Here is a 22,509-nt window from a genome sequence, read left to right on the forward strand (position 1 = left end):
CTTTAAGTATCCTTGACAATAGTTTGCATAGCCTTCGTGTAGTCGTGTTTGGCGCCCTGTGGGCGGTCACTTTAGCGGCCAGCAGTGCTGGCCGCGGACTTATTGGAATCGCGAATTGAAGCGGTGAAGACCATGCCAGTCGAAGCCCGGGCGAATCAAGCCCAGCAAGAACAAGTCAACCAAGGAATCATCGATGTTTCCCTGCGCGCTGCCCCAGAGTCCGCCATGCGTTCCGTCCCGGTCGACCAGATCATGGTGGCCGTGGACGGGGTGCAGCGCTACGTCGTCTCGCACCTGTCGCGCATCGGGCGTGCGTGCGATGTGGACGACGTCATGCAGGACATCCGCGTCGCCGTCTGGGATGGAGTGACACGAGGTCATTACCGGCAGCTACCCGGGGTACCGTTCGGTGCGTGGGTCCAGGGCGTGTGCGCGAACGTATGCGCGGCCCACATCCGCCGGGAGATGACCCACCAGACGCTACCGCTGCTCCTGGAGCCAGAGGCTGATGATTGTCTGTCACTCGACGCTGTGACGCTGCTTGGTATGGACCGTGGGGCTGATCGAAGCGCTGAGAAGTTTGCCGACCAGCAGTGGGCGCGAACCATTATCGAACTGACCCGTGAGAGCGTTCCTGGGGGAGTGTGGGAACTCGCCGTTGACAGTCTCACCGGGCCGCGGCAGTACGGTCCGCCGTCGCCGCAGGACCGCCGACGGTGGCACGCGGCGACGGTGGTCCGCCAGACGGCGAGGACTGTTCAAAGCGCTCTGGAGGTTGATCATGCCCGCATCCGGAACATCCGGGATGTCTGCGAGCAAGCAGCAGAGTGCTTGCCTACGCCGGTGCTCCGCCGCACGGCGGCAACGATAGTTCGTCCAGATGTCCGCGGCCCGGAACGAACCAGGGCCGTGGCGGCACTGGCCGCCGAGCTTGGCGTCACGGAGCGCTATGTGGCCGTCCAGATCGGCTTTGCCCGGCGGCTGTATCAAACCTCGTGGAGGATTCTCCGGGCCGGAATGCGTTCAGCTCCCTGAGTCACGTCCTTATCGGCCGTTCATGACATGAACGGGCGTGGAGCGTGGAAAATTGTTCTCTTTGAAAAATGCACTGGCGAGTCTGGGTCGACGCCGCCGATGGTGGTTTCTGGCAATGGTCATCTTGGGCGTGGCCGTGGCGTTGTGGACTCTTGCACGGCCACCGTCCGGGCCCGCCGCCGAGTCGGTTGCGTCGCCGTCGAGCGGACCGGCCGGAGATAGTCCGGTTACGTCGGCCCCGAGCCCGGAACGGGAAACCCCGACGGCGGCTCCGGCCATTTCGGGGCCCGTTCCTGATGGTGCCCCGCGAACCACCGACTTCCGGCAGTTGGCTTTCGCGGCAGCAACGGCGATCTATTCGTGGGACACCCGCTCGTCGTCGTACTCTGAGGTCTACTCGCGGGTCCGCGCATGGTGGCATGTGCTGCCGGACGACTCCAATCCGCTGGCGGTGCTGGTGCAGGAGTTCGAAGCGACAGGCGTCAACGCCGCATCATTTGCGTCCTTGGCCAGCCAGCAGGCATACCGCTCGGCCAGCGTCGAGTCGTTGGCGTGCGACGGCGAACTGGCCAAGGTACGCGAACAGCCTGCTCCTTGGGTGGGGCTGCACGTGTGCACCGTCTTCCTAAAGGTTCTGGAACAGTCGACGGCGACCCGGAACTCTTACACGGCCCCCGTCAGCGTGATGGTGAACTGCCCGCCCGCCTCCACGGCACCGCAGGATCACTGCGCCATGGTCGCCTTCTACGCTTCGCCAAGCAGGATCGTGTACTGATGCCTGCCGCTGTTGTGCTCGCGGGGCTTGCTAGACGTCGGGTTATTGGGCGGGCAGTGGCCGCAGCGGTCTCAGCGCTGTTTCTGGCGGGTGCCCTTGCGTTCTGCGCCGCGGTGGCGGTGCTCGGGGCCAATTCAGCAAAAGCGGCGTCTGTCTGCTCCCCAGCGTCCTTGGGTGGTCCGCCAGGTGCCAGTGCCCCCGCTACGGTTGTCCGCGCTGGCAGTCAGACAACCCTGAACCTGACCGCACGACAAGCGGCCGTGGCCATGGACTATATTTCAATCGGAAAGCAGCTGGGAGTACCTCGGGATGGCCAGGTCATCGCGATCATGATGGCTCTCCAGGAATCCAGTCTGAGGGTCCTGGCCAACGCGAACGCGCCTTCGTCGCTCAGTTACCCGAATGACGGCGTCGGCAGTGACCACGATTCTCTGGGTAGTGCCCAACAGCGACCGGCCGCCGGATGGGGGACCATTGAGCAACTGATGGACTCCGCCTACGACGTGCGGGCTTTCTACGGCGGCCCAAGTGGTCCCAACCACGGGAGTCCACGGGGGCTGCTCGATATCCGTGGATGGCAGTCGATGACCAAAGGCCAAGCTGCCCAGGCGGTCCAAGTGTCCGCTTTCCCGGAACTCTATGCACGGTGGGAAGAGGAAGCGACGGCGATCGTCCTTGCTCTCGATGACGGGACGGCACCGGTTCTGTGCAGGGGAGCGCTGAACCTCCCGCCGGTGATCCCAGACCTCGCAAATCTGAGTGAGATCCGCAAAGACATCTTGCGGTTTACCCTGGAAGGCGTCGGCGGCACGTATGTATGGGGCGGCACAGCATTCAAAGCATGGGACTGCTCCGGCTACGTTCAGTGGATCTATCGGCAAGCCGGCATCGACCTTCCGCGTGTGGAGCAATGGCGCGTCGGTGTGAGAACTGAAAATCCCCAGCCAGGAGACCTGGTCGTCCAGAACGCCCAAGGGCCGAACAATTGGGGACACGTTGGAATCTTTGCCGGCGACGGCATGATGTGGAGTGCGCTCAATCCTTCGGTGGGAACGTTGCTTCATCCAATAGCCTGGAACTCGGACACAGCATACTTCGATCTTCTGGCCTGACAATTGGCGCAGGAAAGGATGCTCGAAGAGATGGCGCTGTGGCAGAACCGGGCGCGTTCAGGTTGCGCCACTGTGAGACATTGGCTAAAGAGGCGCGTGCGGCTTTTGGTTGCTCCCGGCAGTTTAGGTGACGGAGGTTGACCCAGTTTCGTTGTCGATGAGCCCGAATGGCTGGACCTCAGGATCTCGCGTATATCGCACTACGACATGTTCCTCCACTTTGTCCGGAGGAGTGTTATCGACGACGATGACCTGTGCACCGGTACCGGCAGTCCCGAGCCACCCAACCAAGTGGGCATAGACCCTCTCGACCAAGTGAATGTCTGCGAACTCTGCGTCGTCGGCCGCCCCGCCTAGATTCTTTTGGGGCGTGTCGATAAGCAGAACTCCTGGGTGCGCCGCGTTCAGTTCATAGGCAATCTCAAAAACTGAAAGCATCCACGCTAGCGATACGAGCACCTGGCCGCCGCTGCTTGCCTCCCTGAAATGTTGATTTCTGACGTAAGGAACCAGTTTCTCGTCCAGATAAGGCGGCAGCACACCGTCCTGCATCACTTTGGGGTATTGGATCTCCACCAGGATTTGTGCGTATCGTTCCGAGATCTGTCGGAGGACTGCATCTCGGTCTGGGCGCTCCTTCTTATCCCGTTGCTCCTGGCGCAGGATGTCGAGATTTCGCCGGGATCGATCCAAGTTTGTCAGCCGCGCTTCAAGCCCAGTTCGGAGCTTTATTCCGTTCGTTGCTTCGCTCCGCAAGACGAGAGATGCTTGGCGCCTTCGCTGTAGCTCGTTGCGTTCCCCGAGGAATGGGGTCAGCGCGGCGTGGGTAGCCTCGTCAAGACTGGAACCAGCCTCAGCCTCGGCCAAGGCGGCAGCCTCTGCGTTCCGGTGAAGCGTCGGCAGTTCGTCGTTGAGACGTTGCCAATAATCATCCAGTTCTTTGTAGCGGCGCTTCCCAGCCCGCAACTCTTTGCGGGCATGCTGCTTCGAATCGTCCTGCCGAATCGACGCTGCTTCTTCGGGCTCGTCGAGTTGAGGAGGCGCGCTCTGATGGCAGAGACTGCAAGTGCCGTTGTCTTGATTCGGGGCGTCGAGCAGAGTATTGAAGCAGGCGGGGCATACCTCCACAGATAACTGGTCGAAAGCGTTCTCGGCCTCAACGAACAGCGTGAGTTTGCGTACGTCGTCCGCATACTGCGCACGCAGGCTGCCGAATCGGTTAATCAATGAAAGCCGGTCCCGCACAAACGCATCCGTCTTCGCGGCTTGGATCGCCAGCTCGGCGTGCCGTTGGCGAAGTTCCGAGGCGAACGCTGAAGCTGCAGCTTCGCGCCTGCCGAGTGCACGGAGCTCTTCGTCGATCCCACGGAGCTCTTTGTCGAGATCTTCTGCTTCGATTTCGAGCGCTACGAGTGGTTTGGGTTGCTGTTGTGCGACGAACTCCTGTAGCAATTCGACAGCTTGACGCTGGTTGTCCAGAGCTGCTTGCGCTTCCTTAATCCTTCGTGCCAGCTCGGCCTGATCGTTGTCGTGAACACCATAAATGGCGTCGACGACCTGGCGAAGCTTCAGCTCTTTCATAAAGTTGCCGGAGTGCAGAAGCTGCTGACTTCCCACGCGCTCATTAAGGTAAAGGCAAACCCCCATGACGTCCCGAAAACCTAGCCTGTCGGTGCCCGACTCATCTTGGGTGGGGGATTCCTTGAGTTTGACGTCCTGCAGTCCGACGGTGGCTAGCAGCAGTTGCGAGACACTGTCTGGGTGGCCGGTCGGATCGATTACGAAGGTGGACGCCGTGACTGCATCGGAGCTGTCGATATCGGACGGATAGAGAATGGCATTGTTTCCGCCGAGCACTCGCTCGAGGGTGACGATGCCGTCGGGAGTCTGCAACTCCAGAGCGACCGATCTGACTTGACGCAGCACTTCGCTGTGATTAGGGAACGTCTTTGCGCCGAGCGCATATTCAATGAATCGAAGAACACTTGTCTTACCGGTATTGGTTCTTCCGGCGATGATGCTAAGGGGGCGGGACGACCCGTCAGCCTCACGAAAATCGATATCGAACGAGCGAGTGGAGCCAAGCAATCGGAGGCGCCGAATGCGTATTCCTCTTCCAATAGTCATAAGGGGAACCGGTTCCTTCGACGTAGTCTCGTGGCTGGAATCGTTCCCGTTCTCGTTGGCTTGGGTAACGGGACGCATGCTTCCACTTCCCGTGCCTTCGGTACTCAAGATAAGTCACGTCCATCCGTGTCGGATACAGGTTGTGCGGACACGAAATTCTCCGCTGGGACGTCGACTACTCCATATAGATCGAGTAATAGCGATGGTGTCCGTAGCCAATCGCGGACCGCGGCCGCGAGTTGGCTGTCAGATAGCCCTTTAAACCGCCTGTGTACGACCCTGACGGAATCTCGGTATTGATCGGCGTACAGGGCGGTTAGAGAGCTGGCGAAGTCGTTGCCCTTGTCACTGATCCCGTATCCGGCGCCACGCTGCACGGCTAATCGGTATGCGACGAGCAGGGCTACGTCGTGTTGCAGCCGCTTTCGACGGTTGGCAAATCTTGATCCAGTCGATGCATAGGACAGTTGACGCTCATCGAATGCTGCTCGGTGCAACTGTGCTTGCTCAACCGGGTCTTCTGCGCCGAAGATCGCGAACGGATTGGCGGAAAAAAAGTCGTAGTATCCGAGTCGTTCGAGATCGAGCCCCTTGGCTCCGAGCGGTGCAATTTCGTCCAGTAGGATGACAAGCTGAGCGAGCCGGAACGTGGTGTGATCCTCCGGTGAACTCGCGGATAGGCGGCCGAAACCGTCACTGTCCGATTGGCCTTGCTCGTGGTCCAGGCTCATATCGTTTCCCCGTCAGCTTTTGGCAAAGCCGCTGCTGGCACAAGCGTTGGGGCACCGTCCAAGTCTGCGGTTACATCGGATCGGTCGATGACATGATCTTTGGCGATATCGTGCCAATCATGCACCCAGCCGGCCCGGCCGTCTTCGACGATTCTGTGCATGAGGCCGCGCGTATGAACCGGCCGGAGTGGTAGCTCAATCGGTGGCTGGACAGCCCTCGTCTGCTTCATGACGCTGGAGAAAAGTTTGCGTGCAGACAGTTGGTAGTCGTTAGCGTTTGGCGTAGTATCCGGGTCTGCAACGGCATCTTCCCAGTTGCCGAGCAGTGTTGCGTCAATTTCGCTAATCGCCGCAAGTTGATCCGGCATCGCCCGTGCGCTGACATCCCGAACTAACATGTCGGCATTGAAGAACGCTTTGCGTTGGGCATCGATAGCACTTACCCCTGCGACAGACATTTGTTTGACGAACAGGGCACTTTCGTAACTAGGAGTCTCCTCAAGCGATATGGGCGGCGCGGGTTGTGTCACTCCTTCGGCGTTGGCGGCTGCCCGCGCCTCAATTACCTCTCGGTTGGGTCCGTAAAACTCGGCCCAGACGTCCTTGGCGTCTGGTGACATCAGCTTCCTTCGCAGGCGAGGTGCGTCCCACAGATCGAATTGCACTCCGTCATGGAGTTTCTTCCACTCTCTAACCTTCATATCCCACCATTTGCGTTCTGGTGCGCTGACCTCGCATGCCACGCAAAGCGTCCAGGTTTCAACCGTGTAGCCTTCATTCTTCGCATTTTTCATTGCGGATGCGAACGATTCGCGAATCTGCTCTTTCTGGGAGTCCCCAATTTTGTTGTAGAAGTATTTCGACTGCCAGACCGAGACTGTGCCCACTAGGCTGCCGACGAAAACGTCGATGCCCCAGTCACCAGGGTCGGCTCGAACGTCAGTAGCTGTAGGGTGCGTGATGCCGACCAACGCGGAAAGCATCCGGTGAAAATCGACCCTGCCTGCGTCGTCGCTGCCGGTCCGCACCGCGTGGATTCGAAAGTCGATCAGAGAAGGTATCGTCACTGCATCCTCATGATTCTTCTGTGCGGGGTCGAGAAGGCAGGTCGGCCTTCGGCATGCACCAGGATGTGAATCGACTGCACAGCTGTCTTTCCCCCGTCCCCCTATTCCGCTCATCGTATGACATTCCTCGTCCACCTTGATTCCGAAGCTTCGGGCATCAATGCAATATCCACGTTGCGACGCCGGAGCGAGGCCGCGCAAGCGACGGGGAAACCGTCAATACGCCCTGTTACCGCAGCGCTGGCCCGTCCCCTCCTCGACCACGCATGTTTGCCCGCACAAGCAAACGAAAGGGAACCAAGTCGTCCGCCGAATCAAAGACGCTGCCGTGGCCATTAGGAGGGTGGCGAAAGCCGCCGCCGCTGTGGTTTGGCTGCTGGGGAGTGCGCAAGGCCGCCGTATGCGCTATTTAAGTTGCCTACCAGGTGGGATGGTGGCCCGCAGCTTGTCCGACGTTCGAGCTCACTAATTCAAGGGCGTCGAGCCGCGACTGCCGCGGATATCTGACTCTCTAATATTTCGGGCCACGGAATGGCGGCGGCCTTCGGGACGGAATCCCCTGACGATACGTCTATAAACTCACTCGGCCCGTGGGGCACAGTTTGGTTTCGGTCAACGAGGCGTTCCAGCTGTATGAGGTCAGAGCGTCCAAAAGCTGCCCCGATGGGTTGCCTTGTTCGGTGGCATATGTATTGAAGTCCTAGCGGGCCTGCGTGATTGGAATCAGCGTCAGTCATGTCGCCCCATCCCGCCGCCTCCATGAAGTCGTGAACCCAAACCTCTCACGCCCTCGAAGACAACAAATGGAGCCCCGATGTTGATGGCAGCAGTAGACCCCGGAATCACCCCCAACGCCAGCTTTCCCTTCCTTGAATCGCTAAAGCAGATCGGCGGCGGCATCTTGGTCGGCGCATTCATAGTGATCGCCATTGTCGCAATCGTCGGCGCGGCGATGTTACTGGCGGGGAAGCTGAGCCAATCGTCGCGGCTGGCTTCCGGCGGCGGCATGATCCTGCTCTGGACTGGCCCTGTGGCCGCGATCCTGGGTGGCATCAACGGCTACATTCTCTGGTCCCAGACGGCGTTCAACCTCGGATTCTAGGCCCGGCCTGTCATGCCCGTTCAGTGTGATCTGAATGGATGGTGGCCGCCCGGGTGTGGTCTCGTGTCCCAGGCCAACGACGGTGTTCAAAGTTCCATCACGTCGTTCTTCGCGAACATTTTGCAGAATGTCGCCGCCTGGATCTGGTCGTTCATCACGGGCGCTTTCAGTGTCTCCAATGTAGATGATTCGCAGTGGACCGCCATCGAAGGACTGACGAATTGGTGGGTCGTAGTCATGCTCACGCCGCTCGTCGTCGTGATGATCCTCCAACTGCTCTCCGCGCTGATCAGCCAGCAGCCCCGCCGCCTGGTGCGGGCGCTCGCGGGCGGCGCCGCCGCTATCCCCATGGTCGCGGGCGCCGTCTACCTGGTACGCCAGCTCACCAAGGTCAGCGATGAGGCGTCGACGGCGCTGCTCGGCTCCCTGGGTACGGACCCCTACGTGCTGTTCATGCGGCTCTTCGGCTTCGAGAAAGCTCCCGCCGGCTCTGGCCGGGAGTGGAACGTCGTGGCACTGGCTCCCGGGTCCACTGGCGGCGCAGCTGGGGCGGTCGTCGTCACCGCCTTGGCCGTCATCGTGGTCTGGGCCCTGGCCTTCATCCTGATGTGCTCTATGATCTTCCGGTCGTTCGCGCTCATCGTGCTGGCCGCCGTCGCCCCGGTGGCGCTGATGCTCATGCCGTGGGAGAAGACGAAATCATTGACGCGCCGGTGGACAGAGGTCGTGGTCGCCCTACTCTTGGCCAAACCGCTGGCCGCGACAGTGCTCGCGGTGGCCATCAAACTCTTTGCCGAGTCGAAGTCGTTCGCCGGTTTGGCCGCGGGGACCGTCGGGATGGCTCTGGCGTGCGCCGCGCCCATGATGGCACTGCGCCTGGTGAGCTTTGCCGGTGGCGAGCTGGCGGCAGCCGCCCAGACCGCAGGTGGCGGCCACGTGCTTTCCCGGAGCTCTGGCTTCGCTGCCCGGCAGATCAGCCGGCAGACGGGAGGCCGCTTCACGCTCGCTGCGTTGGCCAGCCGCTCAGCCATGAACCGCCCCATCCAGTCCAGCAGGCCGGTATTCCCCACCAGGACGCTGCCGCCCCGTGTACCGCTGCCCGGGATCGGGACAGGCCCGGCGCCGTCGCATACTTCCGGCGGTGGAGGCACCGCTGTGATGCTCGACGCCGGGCCGTCGCCTTCCGAAACCATGCCGCCGCATGCGCATGCGCAGGAGCACGAGACAACGGGACCGAAGGCGCGCACGTCGCCAAGCGGACTGACGCCCGGCGCGAACCTCGAGCCCGCGCGGCCGCCGTCGACCCCGTCCGCACCTGATCCCGGCGCCGTTCCTGCAGCGGCGCCGCCAGTGCGGCCGCTGAAGCCGCGGCATCCTATCGTCCAGCCACCCAAGGATGGTGATTCCCGTGTCTGAGAACTCCCGGGCCCTCGAAGCCGTCAAATTTCCTAGGTATGAGCGACGCGGCTTGTTCATGGGTCTGAAGTGGTACCAATTGCTCTTCCTCGCTGGCGGTGTCCTGGTGGCCAGCGCGGCATCGGCGGTCAGCGGCCCTGCCGGCCTTTTCGCCTCGGGACCGATGTGGCTGACGCTGCTACTCCTCGGGTTACTGCAGTACTCACGGATTCCCTACCCGGTCTGGGCCAGCCACGCTGTCCTGTTCTTCGTCAGGCTAGCCACGAAACAGACCCGCTTTCTCGTGAGGCCTGAATGGGCTGCCCTGGCCGGGCGGCTGGCGCTGCCCGGCGGATTGGGGAACCTGGAGGTGCGCCGGACGTCCAGCGGCGAGGCGTTCATCGTGGACGCCCGCGGCAGGGAAGCCATCGCCGTGTTGCGGTGCAGCACAAGATCATTCGCCCTGTTGGACTCTGACGACAAGGCGTGGGCTGTGCAGTCATGGTCTCGAGTGCAGGCAGGTTTGGCTCAGCGCAGCAGCGTTGCGAGAATCGCAGTGCAGGATTACACGGTCCCGTATCCCTCGTCAGCTCTGCGCGACTTCTATGACCGGACAGTCACGAACGCGGACCGCGATGGGGAACTCACCTGGGGACAGCGAGCCTACGAGGACCTGATCTCCGCAGCCGGCTCGGCGATGAGCCATGACCTCTTGCTCACCCTTGTTGTGGACACCGCCAAGGCCCGACGCCGTATCAGAGAGAGCGGCGGGGGACTGGTCGGCGTCGAACGTGTCCTGCGGCTGGAAGTCGAGGCCATGACCACCGCGCTGGGCACTCACAATGTCAGGGTGGAGGAGTGGCTTCCCGAGGCGGGCATCCTCGGGGTCATCCGTGGTGCCTTCGATCCCTCCGCTGTTACGGACGCCGTTTCGGCGCCTGACCACCAGAACGACGGCGACCCCAAGGTTCAGAGCCTCCCGGCGGGACCCATGGCAGTCGAGGAGCACTGGACCTACCTGCGCACGGACACGGGCTTTCATCAAACCTTCTGGATCGCCGAGTGGCCCAGGCAGAAAGTCTTCCCTGGATTCTTGCATCCGCTGATCTATGTCGGCGATTTCCGCCACACGGTGACCGAGGTGATCCGGGCTGTGCCCACAACTGAGGCACTGCGGGACATCCGATCCGCCCAGGAAGCCCACGAAACCCGGCGACGCATCAACACGCGCTTCGACAGGCCGCTCACGCGTGAGCAACGCGCCGAGGAGGAGGAAGTGGCCCAGCGGGAGGAAGAGATCGTCGCAGGTCACGGCGACGTCCGGCCTGCCGCCTATGTGACCATTACGGCGGTCACGTTCGAAGACTTGGCCAGGCACAGGCAGGAACTGGAGTCGGCTGCGGCTGGCGCGTTCGTGGAACTGCGCCTACTAGCCGGGCAGCAGTGGGCCGCGTTCGTCGCCGGGGCGCTTCCGTTCGGGAGGGGGCTCCGATGACACGGGCACGTCAATCGGTTCAGTTCGTGCCGGCCGGTGGGAGCCGACAGGAGCGGAAGGAACGACGCCGGCGCTCGGCTGCCGTGGACGGCCAACCGTGGGAGGGTGCGCTCCACGCCTTGGGAGAGAGGGCAGTTTCTGCACTAGACAGGAACGAACTCGGCGACTGGGGGAGCCGCGAACCGAACTCCCTGCGCGGTCCGCACCGTCTGCGCCCGGCACCGCACCGGGCGTCCACCATGACCTTCGCCGCTGCTTACCCCTTCATTACCGAATCCGGCCTGGGCCACGAGGGAACCTACATTGGCACGGACGTGTTCGGCTCTGGGGCCTTTGCCTATGATCCGTGGATTCTCTATGACAAGGGCGCCATCAGCGGTCCGTCGATCGTCGTCATCGGCACCGTGGGGACCGGGAAGTCCATGTGCGGAAAGTCCTTGGTGGCTCGGTCGATCACGCTGGGGCGGAAGGCCGCCGTCGCTTCTGACCCCAAGGGCGAGTGGGTCGCCGTCGCCAATGCCGTGGGCGGCAAGGTCATTTCCGTTGGCCCTGGCCGGGCAGCCAGGGTCAACCCACTGGACGCGGGACCACGCTCCAGCGCACTGAGCGAGGCGCAATGGCAGGCCGTGGTCCGGCAACGCCGCCGCTACCTGCTGGTGGCCCTAGTCTCTCTGATGCGGCAAGGGATGCCGCTAAGCCCCGTCGAACACACAGCCCTGGACATGGCTCTCATGGAGACCGTTGCTGAGAACTCGAATCCCACGTTGCCCATGGTGCTGGACCATCTGCTGAACCCGTCCAAGGAAACGATCGGGCTGGTCGGCAAGGATGGGGGACAGGCCGTCAGCCACTCGCTGCGGAGGACAGTGTCCGGTGACTTGGAAGGGATGTTTGACGCTCCTTCCACCGTTTCGTTCGATGCCGACGCGCCCATGATGGTGATGGACACCTCCGCGCTGATCGGCGCCTCGGAGCAGGCGCTATCGCTTGCGGCGGCGTGTGGCGCCACGTGGCTCGAGGCAGCAGTCACCAATCCCGACGGCGGCAAACGGCTGGTGGTCTACGACGAAGGCTGGCGAATGCTGGCAGACCCGTACATGCTCGCCAAGATGAGCGAGCAGTGGCGGCTTGCCCGTACCTACGGCATCGCCAATCTGCTGATCATGCACAAGGTCGCTGACCTCAACGAAATTGGCGACAGCACGAGCGGCCATCGCCAAAAGGCCCTTGGCCTGCTCACCGAAGCCGACACCCGGATCATTTACCGGCAAAAGCACGACGCCATGCGCCTGACCAAAGAAGCCCTCGGGCTGACGGAAGCTGAGTGCGAGCACGTGGAGAACCTTCCCAAAGGCGTCGGACTCTGGAAAGTCGGAAACCGCTCATTCATCGTGGCCAACCGGGTTACCACCGATGAGTTGGCAGTCTTCGGCACCGACGACCGGATGATCTGAGGCCGGGCATGAACCGGCGGAATACTGACAACCCCTTGGTTACGGCCGGGCTGACGGCCGCGGCCGGCTATGTCAGTCTGTGTTTCCTTGTTCAAGCAGCCGCCCAAATCCTGACGCTCTGGCGGTGCGGCGACAGCCCGCCGTCACCCTTCAACCCGGGAGCCGCCGTCGGACTCCTCGTCGGCAGGATCGACTGGATCGTTCGGCAGCCACCGGGATGCGACGTCGGCGCCGGCAGCGTGGGGTGGGTGGTCGGCCCTGTGTTGATTCTGGTCGCGGCGCTCGCCGTCGGCTGTTATCTGCTGTGGAGGCGGTGGAAGCAGTCAGGTGCGTGGCTGCGCCAGGACATCCTGAAGCGTGAGGGGATCGCCCAGCGCGCCGAAATCCTCCACGATTTCGGCGCCCGAGCCGTCCGGAGGCGAGGCAAATTCACTAGGCCAGGCTTGGTGAGACCCCGGATTCAGGACGTTGCGTGGACCCTGGGCCGTTCGCGCGGGGTCACGATCCATGTCTCCACGGAGGAGTCGATGGTCATTCAGGGAGCTCCGCGCTCGGGTAAGGGCCTCTACGTAGTCATCAATGCCATCCTCGATGCGCCGGGCGCAGTGGTTACGACCTCCACCCGGGCTGACAACCTTGTGGTCACCATGACGGCACGTGCCAGCGGCGCTAGACCCGTCACCGTATTCGACCCGCAGGGCATGTCCGGGCTCCCGTCAACGCTTCGCTGGTCTCCGGTGAGAGGCTGCCAGGACCCAGACATCGCAACCCGCCGGGCCCTCGTCATCACCGCCGACACGGAGATGAAAGGTGAGAATGCCGCCTGGCAAAAGCGCTCGGTGATCATTCTGCAATGCCTCCTGCACGCTGCAGCGTTGTCCGGGGATGGCGTCCGCGCCTTTCGACGCTGGTCATCGAGCCCCGTATTGGCACGCGAGGCCCTGGAGGTGCTCAGCCGGCCCGGCGCTGCACTGGGATGGCAGGCCGATCTGATGGGAATCCTCGAGGACGATCCCAGGAACACGTCCAACTCGTGGATTGGGGTCTCGGCCGCCGTCGCGCCGCTGTCATCCCCACGAGTGCTTGCCGCCCTGGACCCCGAGGATGAGACGGTGGAGTTCGACCCAAAAGCGTTCATCCGCGACCGCGGCACGCTTTACCTGATCGGCACCCGCGCCGGAGCAGCCGCAGCTGGGCCTTACCTCTCGGCACTGATCGACGACATAGACAATGCCGCCCGCGAGATGGCCTTCGTCGCACCCGGAGGGCGGCTGGATCCACCGTTGTCGCTGATCCTGGACGAGATTGCCAACCTGGCCCCGTGGCCAGGGCTACCCATCGCACTCTCTGACGGTGGTGGCATCGGCATCTCCACCTTGGTGGTCTTGCAGTCGCTGTCCCAAGCACGGACGGGTTGGTCCATCGATGAGGCCGCAACCATCTGGGATTCGGCCATCATCAAGGTGATTTTCGGCGGGGGTTCCGACGAACGCGATCTTCGGTCGCTGGCCGGCCTCCTGGGAGAACGGAGCCTGACCCTGAACACCCGTTCCTGGTCCGCGCAAGGCCGCCAGGACGGCGAACAGATCAGGGAGAGCCCAGTCCTGCCACTGCATGAAATCAGGCGCCTACCGGCTGGCACAGCCCTCATGCTGGGGCGCCGAACCCGCCCCATCCTCCTGGATCTGCGCGAATGGCACAAGCGAAAAGATGCGGCCGAACTCGGGCGCTCAAAGCTCGAGCTCGAACGGGCCTTGGCCGATGGCCACCGTTCGCGGCAGCAAGCAACGGAGGAGGTGAGCGATGGTCAGCCGTGACGAGGTTGAACGGTTTGAAATCCCGTCGGCCGGAGCGGACGACGACGACTTGACCGCTGAGCTTTTCCGATCTGCATTCCGGCAAGCGGCCCGGGTAACGGGCGTGACATATCGCTGGCGGGAATTGACCGACGCCCAGGCTGGGAGTGTGTGGAGCGCCCTGGCTAACTGGGTCAGGTGGTTTGTGGCCACGTACCAGCTTACGACGTCGGTGGTCCCGGATTGCTGGTGGCGGCACTCGGAGATTGTGGCCGAGCTTTATGCGCTGCAGCGGGCTGAATTGGCGTCCTACGCGAGTGATGATCCGGGATTTGGGCCGCTGGCCTTTCACGAACGGCTGCCACACGCCGTCGAACGCCTGCGGATGCACACCCGGACTGCCGGCTGCGTCGGCCTGCAGGCGCACAAGGAACCGGTGGTGAGAATCCTGCGGCTCGATGACGCGGGCTTCGTTAGGTGGCAGGCGGCTACCCATCAGCTTGCGGACGAATTCTGAGGTCATGCAGTTTGACGCGTGCAGGACATGAATGGGTATCCGCAGGGTAGTTCCGGCGGTACCCGGAAGTATGGAGGGCGGCTGTCGTGGCCCCTGAAGCTGAAAACGTATCGAGCGATATGGCGGCAGAGGCCGCGCCCGCCCTGGCTGACCCCGGCACTGTCCGCATGACACCGGAAGAGCGCATCGCCGCACTGACGGATGGTCTCCATACGGTCTTGGAGCAGGCCATTGAATCGCCATCGCACTGGCAGGTGCTCCTGGACGCTTCGGCAACGCTTTGGCGCTACTCAGGTGGCAACGTGGCTCTGCTCATGATGCAGATGGCCCAGCGCGGCACAGAGGAGCCCACCCTGGTCGCCGGGTACAAGGAGTGGGAACGCCACGGCCGCACCGTTCTCCGGGGCGAGCACGCACTGTGGGTGATCGCCCCGCGCACTTCACGGGTCCAACAGGTGACTCTTCCTGACGGTACGCGGCAGCAGGTTCCTCTCGGCGAGAAGCAGCCGCGCGGTGCTGTCGACGATGGAGAGAAGACGATCATCGTAGGTTGGCGTGGTCAGGCAGTCTTTGACGTCTCACAAACACAAGGGACCCCGCTATTGGTACCCCGCACCACCGCCGGACCGGAAGCGGACGCCGCTGAGCTTTGGCGGTCCCTCTCAGAAGTGGCGAGCCGGCACGGCTTCAGGGTCGACGTCACAGATGCCCAGTACGGGCTGACGAGTGGCTTCACGGATTTCACGCAGCGCCGAATCCAGGTTGGTGCCTGGCTGGACTCTGGGGAGCGTTCGGCCGTACTTGCCCACGAGCTTGGGCATGCGCTCCTTCACGGGCCAAACGACGAAGTCGGGCGGTTGTATGGCAGCAGTGCGGACCATCGCGGGCTTGCCGAAATCGAGGCCGAATCCGTCGCCTATACAGTGCTGAAGGCCCATGGGATCGACCGCGGAAAGCAATCAGCGTTGTACTTGCTGGGATGGGCAGACTCTGTAATCCGAACTCAGCGTTCCGCGTTCGAACAGGACATGTACAGCCCGCAGCCAACGTCCCGGGTGGACGTGGCCAAGTCGGTCCTCGGCCGCGTCACCGCAGCCACCAAGGGCATCCTCGAAATCACCAATCCGCCAGGATTCGGCGGCAAGATTTCCGCCATTGACGCGGACCCACGGTTGAACCCGTCGGCGGCAGCATATGCGGACTTCGGACAGCCCAGGCCGTCCACGGGCGGGCCGATCATGGCCGGTCCGTGACGACGACGCAACTATCGGTTCGGTGGGACAGTCCCGCCTGCTATGGAAAGGACAAGAACAATGAGCACCAAGATCCCGGTCAGCATCGCCGGCAACCTCGTGGCCGATCCAGAACTGAGTTTTGGTGAAAGCGGAGTGGCCCACGCCAAGCTGCGCGTCGCCGTCAACCAGCGAATCCAGGGAGCCGACGGCGCCTGGCACGACGGGGAAACTGTCTTCCACAATGTCTCGGCATTTCGTGCGTTGGCGGAGAACTCCGCGAACTCACTAAAGAAGGGTGACCCGGTCACTGTCGCGGGGGAGTTGGAGTTCCGTGCGTATGAGAAGGACGGCGAACGCCGTGAAGCCCGCCGCATCGTCGCCGACACAATCGGCCCGGACCTTCGCTTCGGCACAGCGCTCTATCAGCGCTCGTCCCACACCGCGGTAGCGGGGCCCGACGCTGACGTTCATGCTGGCCTCGAGGCGCCAATAGCGGCAGAAATTGGTTCGCCGGCCTACAACATCACCTCCAAGAGCCCGGTGGTGATGCCCCCTTTCGGGGTGGTAGCCGGGAATGAGATGAGCTACTGAACCCGCGAGGCGAGACTGAAAGTTCATGCGCCGCGCCAGACCTCCTTTGCACTCCGGCCGGTAAGGCTATCTTCGCAAAGTGGTCCGACTGCGGAACCTGCGACGTCACAAGAGTGCTATCAAGCCCAACGCGGCAAATAACCCGGGAAATCTGGGGCGGACGCGTGACAGTTACCCCATGACCGTATGGTGGAGGCGCGCCCAGTGGGCCCTGAATGCCAGTGCCTCGACCCACGACACGATGTACTCCTAGGGCATCGGGATCCTTAGGGTTCTGGCCAAGAGTGATCTGGCCGCTCTGAGGAAGCGTCACTGTTCGATGCTGTCTGGGAAGAGTCCTGCACGAAAGTGCGGGATAAAGAGGTCCGGCAACTCCTGGAGCAACTCCGGGACGCCGCCCGGCAGGATAAGGGCGGACCGTTGAGTGGGCACTCTTCCAAACCAGAATTAGGCCGCCCAGGCAATGTCAACGATCGCCGGTATCCGGAGAGAATGGAACCACCGAGGACGAATCTCATGGGTATCCCCAGGACACGACCCGACGCGCAAGGAGCAGGTATTCGCTGCATTGTGCCGCGAAATCCTCGCTGCGCGCCTGAAGGTCACCCCCCGACGAGCAGTTGAACAGTGAGACTTCCCCGACCGTGAAGGCTCTAGCCGAGATGAAGATGCCGCCGATCGTGAGGCCCTACTATCGCGGCGGTGATATCTAGGCTGTTCCAGCCTGGCCCCTGCCCCTTCGGAGTAGACCGGTCGTTTGAAGACGGTGTCCTGAAGATCAGCGCAGATAGGTCAGCTGCAAGAGATGTTAGGCCAAAGCCAGGTCAGCCGAAGCCTATATGATGCCTGAATACACGGCCCGATAAAGGGTCTCGTAGCAGCCTACGAGCGCGCCTGTTGGGCCGACTCCGTGTGCACCGCACATACAATCAGAGGAAGTCCCTGGGGGCTTCCTTATTCATATCCGCACCATTTTTGGGGAACCGTGACCACTACGTTTGACGAGCTGCTTGGCACCTACCGAGATCTTTCGGATTCCGAACGGATGAAGGGCAGCTACCTCGAACAGCTCGTCGAGCAGTATCTGGAGAACGACGGTGTTCACGCACCTCAGTACACAGACGTGTGGCTATGGCGGGACTGGCCGAACCGTCCCGAGAGCTTCACCAATAAGGACAACGGCATCGACCTGGTCGCGGCCCGTACCGACGGCGGACTGACCGCTATACAGGTGAAGTTCTACGCGCCTGGCTATAGGATCCAGAAGCACGACATCGACTCATTCCTTTCAGCGTCCTCGAAGAAGCCCTTCACAAACGCCGTCGTCGTGGACACCACTGAGGGCGACTGGTCGACAAACGCGCTAGAGATGCTCGACGAACGTCACGTGCCCGTGCAGCGCATCGGTTTGAGCGACTTTAGGCACTCAAACATCGACTGGTCGACCTACGATCTGACGGCACCCACCACGCCCAAGTTGTTCGACAAGCAGGTACTGCGCCCGCACCAGCACAAGGCTGTCCAGGCCGCGTTGAAAGGCTTCGAGGACAGCGATCGCGGCAAGCTGATCATGGCCTGCGGCACTGGTAAGACTTTCACGTCCCTGAAGCTGGCCGAGCGGTTCGCTGAAGACTTGGGCCACGCCCGGATCCTGTTCATGGTCCCGTCCCTGGCACTGATGTCGCAGTCTTTAAAGGAATGGTCGGACGAAACCGAGCAGCCCATGCACGCTTACGCGGTGTGTTCAGACAACAAGGTCGGCCGCGTCAAAGACACAGATCTAACCGACGTGGCGCTTCACGACCTGCAGATCCCCGCCACGACAGACGGCGCTCGGCTCATTGAAGCGATGAACACCCGAACGCTGGACGAGGGCATGACTGTGGTGTTCTCCACGTACCAGTCGATCGACGCTGTGCGGGCGGCGCAGCAAGCCGGCCTGCCTGACTTCGATCTGATCATCTGCGATGAAGCGCACCGAACCACGGGCGCCACTCTGGCCGGCGACGGCGAATCACATTTTGTGAAGATCCATGACAACCACTGGATCTCCGGCAACAAGCGTGTCTACATGACAGCGACGCCGCGGATCTTCAACGACAACACTAAGGACGCAGCCCGGGAGAAGGACGCCGTCCTATGCTCCATGGACGACCAGTCGATCTACGGACCCGTGTTCTATCGGATTGGATTCGGCGAGGCAGTCGAGCAGAAACTCCTGACCGATTACAAGGTGTTGGTCCTTGGAGTTGATGAGACGCAAGTGCGGACCACTTTTCAGGATCAGTTGGCCGACAGCAACAGCGAACTGAACATCGACGACATTGCCAAGCTGGTGGGTGTCTGGAACGGCTTGGCCAAACGGCGGGCGGGCGAGTTCCAGGACGGCTTCGGCCTTGACTGGCAGCCCATGCGCCGGGCAGTGGCGTTCAACCGTTCCATCAAGGCTTCCCAGGTCATCGAGTCTGAGTTCCAAGACCTAACGCGCCTGCACCTCACCGACCTGACCAACGACGATCCTACAGATGACTTGCGGGTCGAGGTGAAGCACGTTGACGGCGGTTTTAACGCTGTTCGCCGCGGGGAACGACTTGACTGGCTGAAAGCCGATGCAGACGTCATCCTGGTTGATGACCGGACGGCGCCGCGGAACGCCGACGGTTCCTGGCCGAAGAAGGAACAGCCGACCTGCCGTATCCTCACTAACGCGCGCTGCCTTACTGAAGGCGTGGATGTCCCGTCCCTGGATGCTGTGTTGTTCATGAACCCGCGCAACTCCATGGTCGATGTCATCCAAGCCGTCGGCCGCGTCATGCGCAACCACGTGAACGCCGAGACCGGCGAGGTCAAGAAGTTCGGTTACATCATCCTGCCGATCGCCATCCCGGAAGGTATGTCGACCTCGGAGGCACTGAAGGACAACCAACGCTACAAAGTTGTCTGGCAGGTCCTTCAGGCGCTGCGCGCGCACGACGAGCGCATGGATTCTTCGATCAATCAGATCGAGTTGAACAACAAGGCTCCGGAATCCATCATCGTCGACAAGATCGACTTGGCACCGAAGAAGAAGGGGCCCCTTATTGACCCGACTCCGACGCCGGATATCGAACGAGGTCCCGGGCCTCTGGATCCTGGAACGCAAACGACCCTGACGTTCCCCGTGGAGGAGTGGAAGGACTCCGTCTATGCGAAGATCGTGGACAAGTGTGGGAACCGCATGTACTGGGAGGACTGGTCCAAAGACATTGCCTCCATCGCCAAGAAGCACATCGACCTGATAAACGATTTGCTCGAAGATGCCGATTCCACCCACCGCGACGCTTTTGACGGATTTGTTGCGGGGCTCCGGGAGAATCTGAACCCTGAGATCGACGACGCACAGGCCGTGGAAATGCTGGCCCAACACCTGGTGACGAAGCCGGTGTTTGACGCCATGTTCGCCGACTCCAACTTCACAGAGCACAATCCGGTCTCCCGCGCTATGCAGAGCATTCTCAACAAGCTCGGTTCCAATGCCGTGTTTGAAAAGGAGAGCAAAGGCTTGGAGAAGTTCTACGAGTCGGTCCGGGCTCGCGTCGTTGAGATCGACAATGCAGCTGCCAAGCAGGCCATCATCGTGGAACTTTACGACAACTTCTTCCGTAACGCCTTCCCCCGCGTCGCCGACAGGCTCGGTATCGTCTTCACCCCAGTTCCCGTGGTTGACTACATCCTGCGTTCGGCCGATGCGGCCTTGCGCCTGGAGTTCGGCAAGTCCCTCTCCGACGAGGGGGTCTCCATTCTGGAGCCTTTCGTCGGAACGGGCACGTTCCTGACCCGACTGCTGCAGAGCGGGCTGATCAAGCCGGAGGACCTGCACCGCAAATACACGCAGGAGATGTTCGCCAACGAGATCGTCCTGCTCAGCTACTACATCGCAGCTATCAACGTCGAGACGGTGTACTCCGAGGTTGCGGCAAAGGCAGGTGCCGAAACTGCCTATGTGCCATTCGACGGCATCGCATTGACGGACACTTTCCAGCTCAATGAGAGCGACGGCCGGCTGGAGACCACAGGCATTTTCCCGGAGAACAACGAGCGTGTGAAACGCCAGAAAAACGCGCCGATCCAGGTCATCGTGATGAACCCGCCATACTCTGCCGGTCAGACGAGTGCGAACGACAACAACCAAAACCAGAAGTACCCCGTGCTGGACGTAACCATCGCGGACACCTACGCGAAGCAGTCAACTGGGACGCTCAAGAACAAGCTCTATGATTCCTACATCCGCGGCATCCGCTGGGCCTCAAACCGCATCACGAACGACGGAGTCATCGCCTTTGTCTCTAACGGAGGCTTCATCGACAGCAATAACGCCGACGGCATCCGCAAGACCTTCGCGAATGAGTTCAGCCGCATTTTCGTCTACAACCTCCGAGGAAACCAGCGCACCTCGGGCGAACAGTCCCGCAAGGAGGGCGGCAAGATCTTCGGCAGCGGATCCCGCACCCAGGTGGCTATTTGTGTGTTGATCAAGAACTCAGCCCAGAGTGGTCCGGCGGACGTCCTGTACCGGGACATCGGTGACTACCTCACCCGCGAACAAAAGCTCGACATCCTAAATGTCGAGCAGTCCCTCGAAGGCACCGATTGGGAACCCATCACCCCTAACGAACACGGCGATTGGGTCAACCATCGCGATGAAAACTACGACACGTTCCAGCCACTGGGTGACAAGGCTTCAAAAGGCAAGGCCCACACAACTGCGCTCTTCGAGACCTTTTCGAGCGGACTCGTCACGAGCCGCGATTCATGGGTGATTAACTATTCGTCAATTCGGCTCTGGAACAGCGTCTCTGCCATGACAGAGACATACAACCAGTCCTTGACACACTTCAATTCGGCAGTGGCCTCAGGGATGGAACCGCGCATCGCTGCAGAAGCAGCCGTGACGTCCGACCCTGCACGAATTAGCTGGTCACGGGGACTCAGAGACCGGCTCAGGCGCAACAACATCCTTGAAGTCGACCGGTCAAACGAGGTTTTGGTCGCATACAGGCCCTTCAACGCTCAGCGTGGCTATTTCGGTTCAGGCGTCGTGGAGAATCTCAGCCAGCTCCCTCGGATTTTCCCAACGCCAATTCACAAGAATCTTGCCATCATGATTCCGCAGGGCGCCTCCGCTGCGGCGTTTTCCGCTCTTGCTGTCCGGCATATACCTGCGTTGACTCCCAACGGCGGTAACCAGTCATTCCCGCTATACACCTTCGAACCCGTTTCAACTGAAGCCCAAGATGACCTTTTTGCTGAGGCCGGTTCCGACGTTGTGGATGGCTACCGGCGCAAAGACAACATCACCGACACCACGCTGAACACCTACCGTGCATTCTACGAAGACACTGCCATCAGCAAGGAAGACATCTTCTATTACGTCTACGGGCTACTGCACAGCCCGTCGTACAAGGAGACGTACAAGGCTGACTTGACGAAGATGCTGCCGCGGATCCCAAAGGTCAAGGACTTCTGGGGCTTCAGTTCGGCTGGACGAGATTTGGCGGATCTGCATCTGAACTACGAGAGTCAGCCGCCCGCAGTGCTGGCTGAAGCGCGCCGGACGGAGCCGCCGGCGGACGTTGAAGCGCAGTACGACTATTACCGCGTCCAGAAGCTTTCCTGGGGTGCCCGGAAGGACCGATCGCGGATCGTCTACAACGCGAACGTCACACTGGAAGGCATTCCGGCCGAAGTGTCCGACTACCAAGTCAACGGCAAGTCAGCTATCGAGTGGATCATTGACCGCTACCAAGTCACGACGCACAAGGACTCGCAGATCACCAACGACCCGAACGACTACTGCCTCGAAGTCGCCGATCCGCGCTACATCATCGACCTGATCAAGCGGATCGTCACGGTGTCACTGGAGACCAACAAAATTGTGGCCGGACTGCCCGCGCTGGAGATACTGCCGGCCCTGGAGACGGCGGAATAGGCGGTGGTTGACGCCGGATGACCAAATGGGAAGCAGCGGAAGCCCCCAGGAAGCGACGTCGCATTTTTCCAGGGGCGCTCATACGTGCAACAACTCGGCGTTGAGCTCC

15 protein-coding genes are annotated in these 22,509 nt (G+C 61.4%); 12 read left to right on the forward strand and 3 right to left on the reverse strand.

Annotated features, from left to right (window positions below; all coding sequences use genetic code 11):
• Positions 1-225 precede the first annotated feature (225 nt).
• The 3 genes from IAQ70_RS13720 to IAQ70_RS13730 all read left to right on the forward strand — a co-directional run bounded on the left by IAQ70_RS13720 (position 226) and on the right by IAQ70_RS13730 (position 2,922).
• Positions 226-1,035 (forward strand): sigma factor, encoded by an 810-nt coding sequence (locus IAQ70_RS13720; RefSeq protein WP_190989876.1) that lies wholly within the window; start codon positions 226-228, stop codon positions 1,033-1,035.
• Positions 1,036-1,150: 115 nt separating this feature from the next.
• The gene (locus IAQ70_RS13725) at positions 1,151-1,810 is read left to right on the forward strand and encodes a hypothetical protein (protein WP_190989877.1); all 660 of its coding nucleotides are present in this window, start codon (positions 1,151-1,153) and stop codon (positions 1,808-1,810) included.
• 266 nt (positions 1,811-2,076) lie between these two features.
• Positions 2,077-2,922: a C40 family peptidase gene (locus IAQ70_RS13730; RefSeq protein WP_223860079.1), complete on the forward strand. Its 846-nt coding sequence runs from the start codon at positions 2,077-2,079 to the stop codon at positions 2,920-2,922.
• Between the two features lie 123 nt (positions 2,923-3,045).
• On the opposite strand, the gene IAQ70_RS13735 is transcribed toward IAQ70_RS13730, so the two are convergent.
• From IAQ70_RS13735 to IAQ70_RS13745, 3 genes are all read right to left on the reverse strand, one after another.
• Positions 3,046-5,010, reverse strand: a complete 1,965-nt coding sequence (locus IAQ70_RS13735) for an ATP-binding protein (protein WP_190989879.1) — start codon at positions 5,008-5,010, stop codon at positions 3,046-3,048.
• A 143-nt stretch (positions 5,011-5,153) separates the two neighbouring features.
• Complete coding sequence (locus IAQ70_RS13740) at positions 5,154-5,780, reverse strand: ABC-three component system middle component 2 (protein ID WP_190989880.1); 627 nt, start codon at positions 5,778-5,780, stop codon at positions 5,154-5,156.
• The gene (locus IAQ70_RS13745) at positions 5,777-6,847 is read right to left on the reverse strand and encodes a hypothetical protein (RefSeq protein ID WP_190989881.1); all 1,071 of its coding nucleotides are present in this window, start codon (positions 6,845-6,847) and stop codon (positions 5,777-5,779) included. Before IAQ70_RS13745 ends, IAQ70_RS13740 begins: the two co-directional genes overlap by 4 nt.
• An 814-nt stretch (positions 6,848-7,661) precedes the next feature.
• Here IAQ70_RS13745 and IAQ70_RS13750 point away from each other — a divergent pair.
• The 9 genes from IAQ70_RS13750 (at position 7,662) to IAQ70_RS13790 (ending at position 22,400) form a co-directional block, all read left to right on the forward strand.
• Positions 7,662-7,949, forward strand: coding sequence for a hypothetical protein (locus tag IAQ70_RS13750; RefSeq protein ID WP_190989882.1), 288 nt, complete (start codon positions 7,662-7,664; stop codon positions 7,947-7,949).
• A 63-nt stretch (positions 7,950-8,012) separates the two neighbouring features.
• Positions 8,013-9,365, forward strand: a complete 1,353-nt coding sequence (locus tag IAQ70_RS13755) for a type IV secretion system protein (protein ID WP_190989883.1) — start codon at positions 8,013-8,015, stop codon at positions 9,363-9,365.
• The gene (locus IAQ70_RS13760) at positions 9,358-10,839 is read left to right on the forward strand and encodes an SCO6880 family protein (RefSeq protein WP_190989884.1); all 1,482 of its coding nucleotides are present in this window, start codon (positions 9,358-9,360) and stop codon (positions 10,837-10,839) included. Before IAQ70_RS13755 ends, IAQ70_RS13760 begins: the two co-directional genes overlap by 8 nt.
• Positions 10,840-11,078: 239 nt before the next feature.
• On the forward strand, positions 11,079-12,293 hold the full coding sequence (locus IAQ70_RS13765) for an ATP-binding protein (RefSeq protein WP_190989885.1): 1,215 nt from the start codon (positions 11,079-11,081) through the stop codon (positions 12,291-12,293).
• Between the two features lie 8 nt (positions 12,294-12,301).
• Positions 12,302-14,110 (forward strand): type IV secretory system conjugative DNA transfer family protein, encoded by a 1,809-nt coding sequence (locus IAQ70_RS13770; RefSeq protein WP_190989886.1) that lies wholly within the window; start codon positions 12,302-12,304, stop codon positions 14,108-14,110.
• On the forward strand, positions 14,097-14,606 hold the full coding sequence (locus tag IAQ70_RS13775) for a hypothetical protein (protein WP_190989887.1): 510 nt from the start codon (positions 14,097-14,099) through the stop codon (positions 14,604-14,606). The genes IAQ70_RS13770 and IAQ70_RS13775 overlap by 14 nt, the downstream gene beginning before the upstream one ends.
• Positions 14,607-14,692: 86 nt before the next feature.
• Positions 14,693-15,859 (forward strand): ArdC-like ssDNA-binding domain-containing protein, encoded by a 1,167-nt coding sequence (locus IAQ70_RS13780; RefSeq protein WP_190989888.1) that lies wholly within the window; start codon positions 14,693-14,695, stop codon positions 15,857-15,859.
• A 60-nt stretch (positions 15,860-15,919) separates the two neighbouring features.
• A complete protein-coding gene (locus IAQ70_RS13785; protein ID WP_190989889.1) occupies positions 15,920-16,432 on the forward strand; it encodes a single-stranded DNA-binding protein in 513 nt (170 codons plus the stop codon).
• A 1,045-nt stretch (positions 16,433-17,477) separates the two neighbouring features.
• Positions 17,478-22,400 carry a type ISP restriction/modification enzyme gene (locus IAQ70_RS13790; protein ID WP_190990032.1) on the forward strand — a complete coding sequence of 1,641 codons (4,923 nt, stop codon included), beginning with the start codon at positions 17,478-17,480 and terminating at the stop codon, positions 22,398-22,400.
• Positions 22,401-22,509: the final 109 nt, after the last annotated feature.

Source organism: Pseudarthrobacter sulfonivorans, from assembly GCF_014712225.1.
Classification (GTDB): Bacteria; Actinomycetota; Actinomycetes; order Actinomycetales; family Micrococcaceae; genus Arthrobacter; species Arthrobacter sulfonivorans.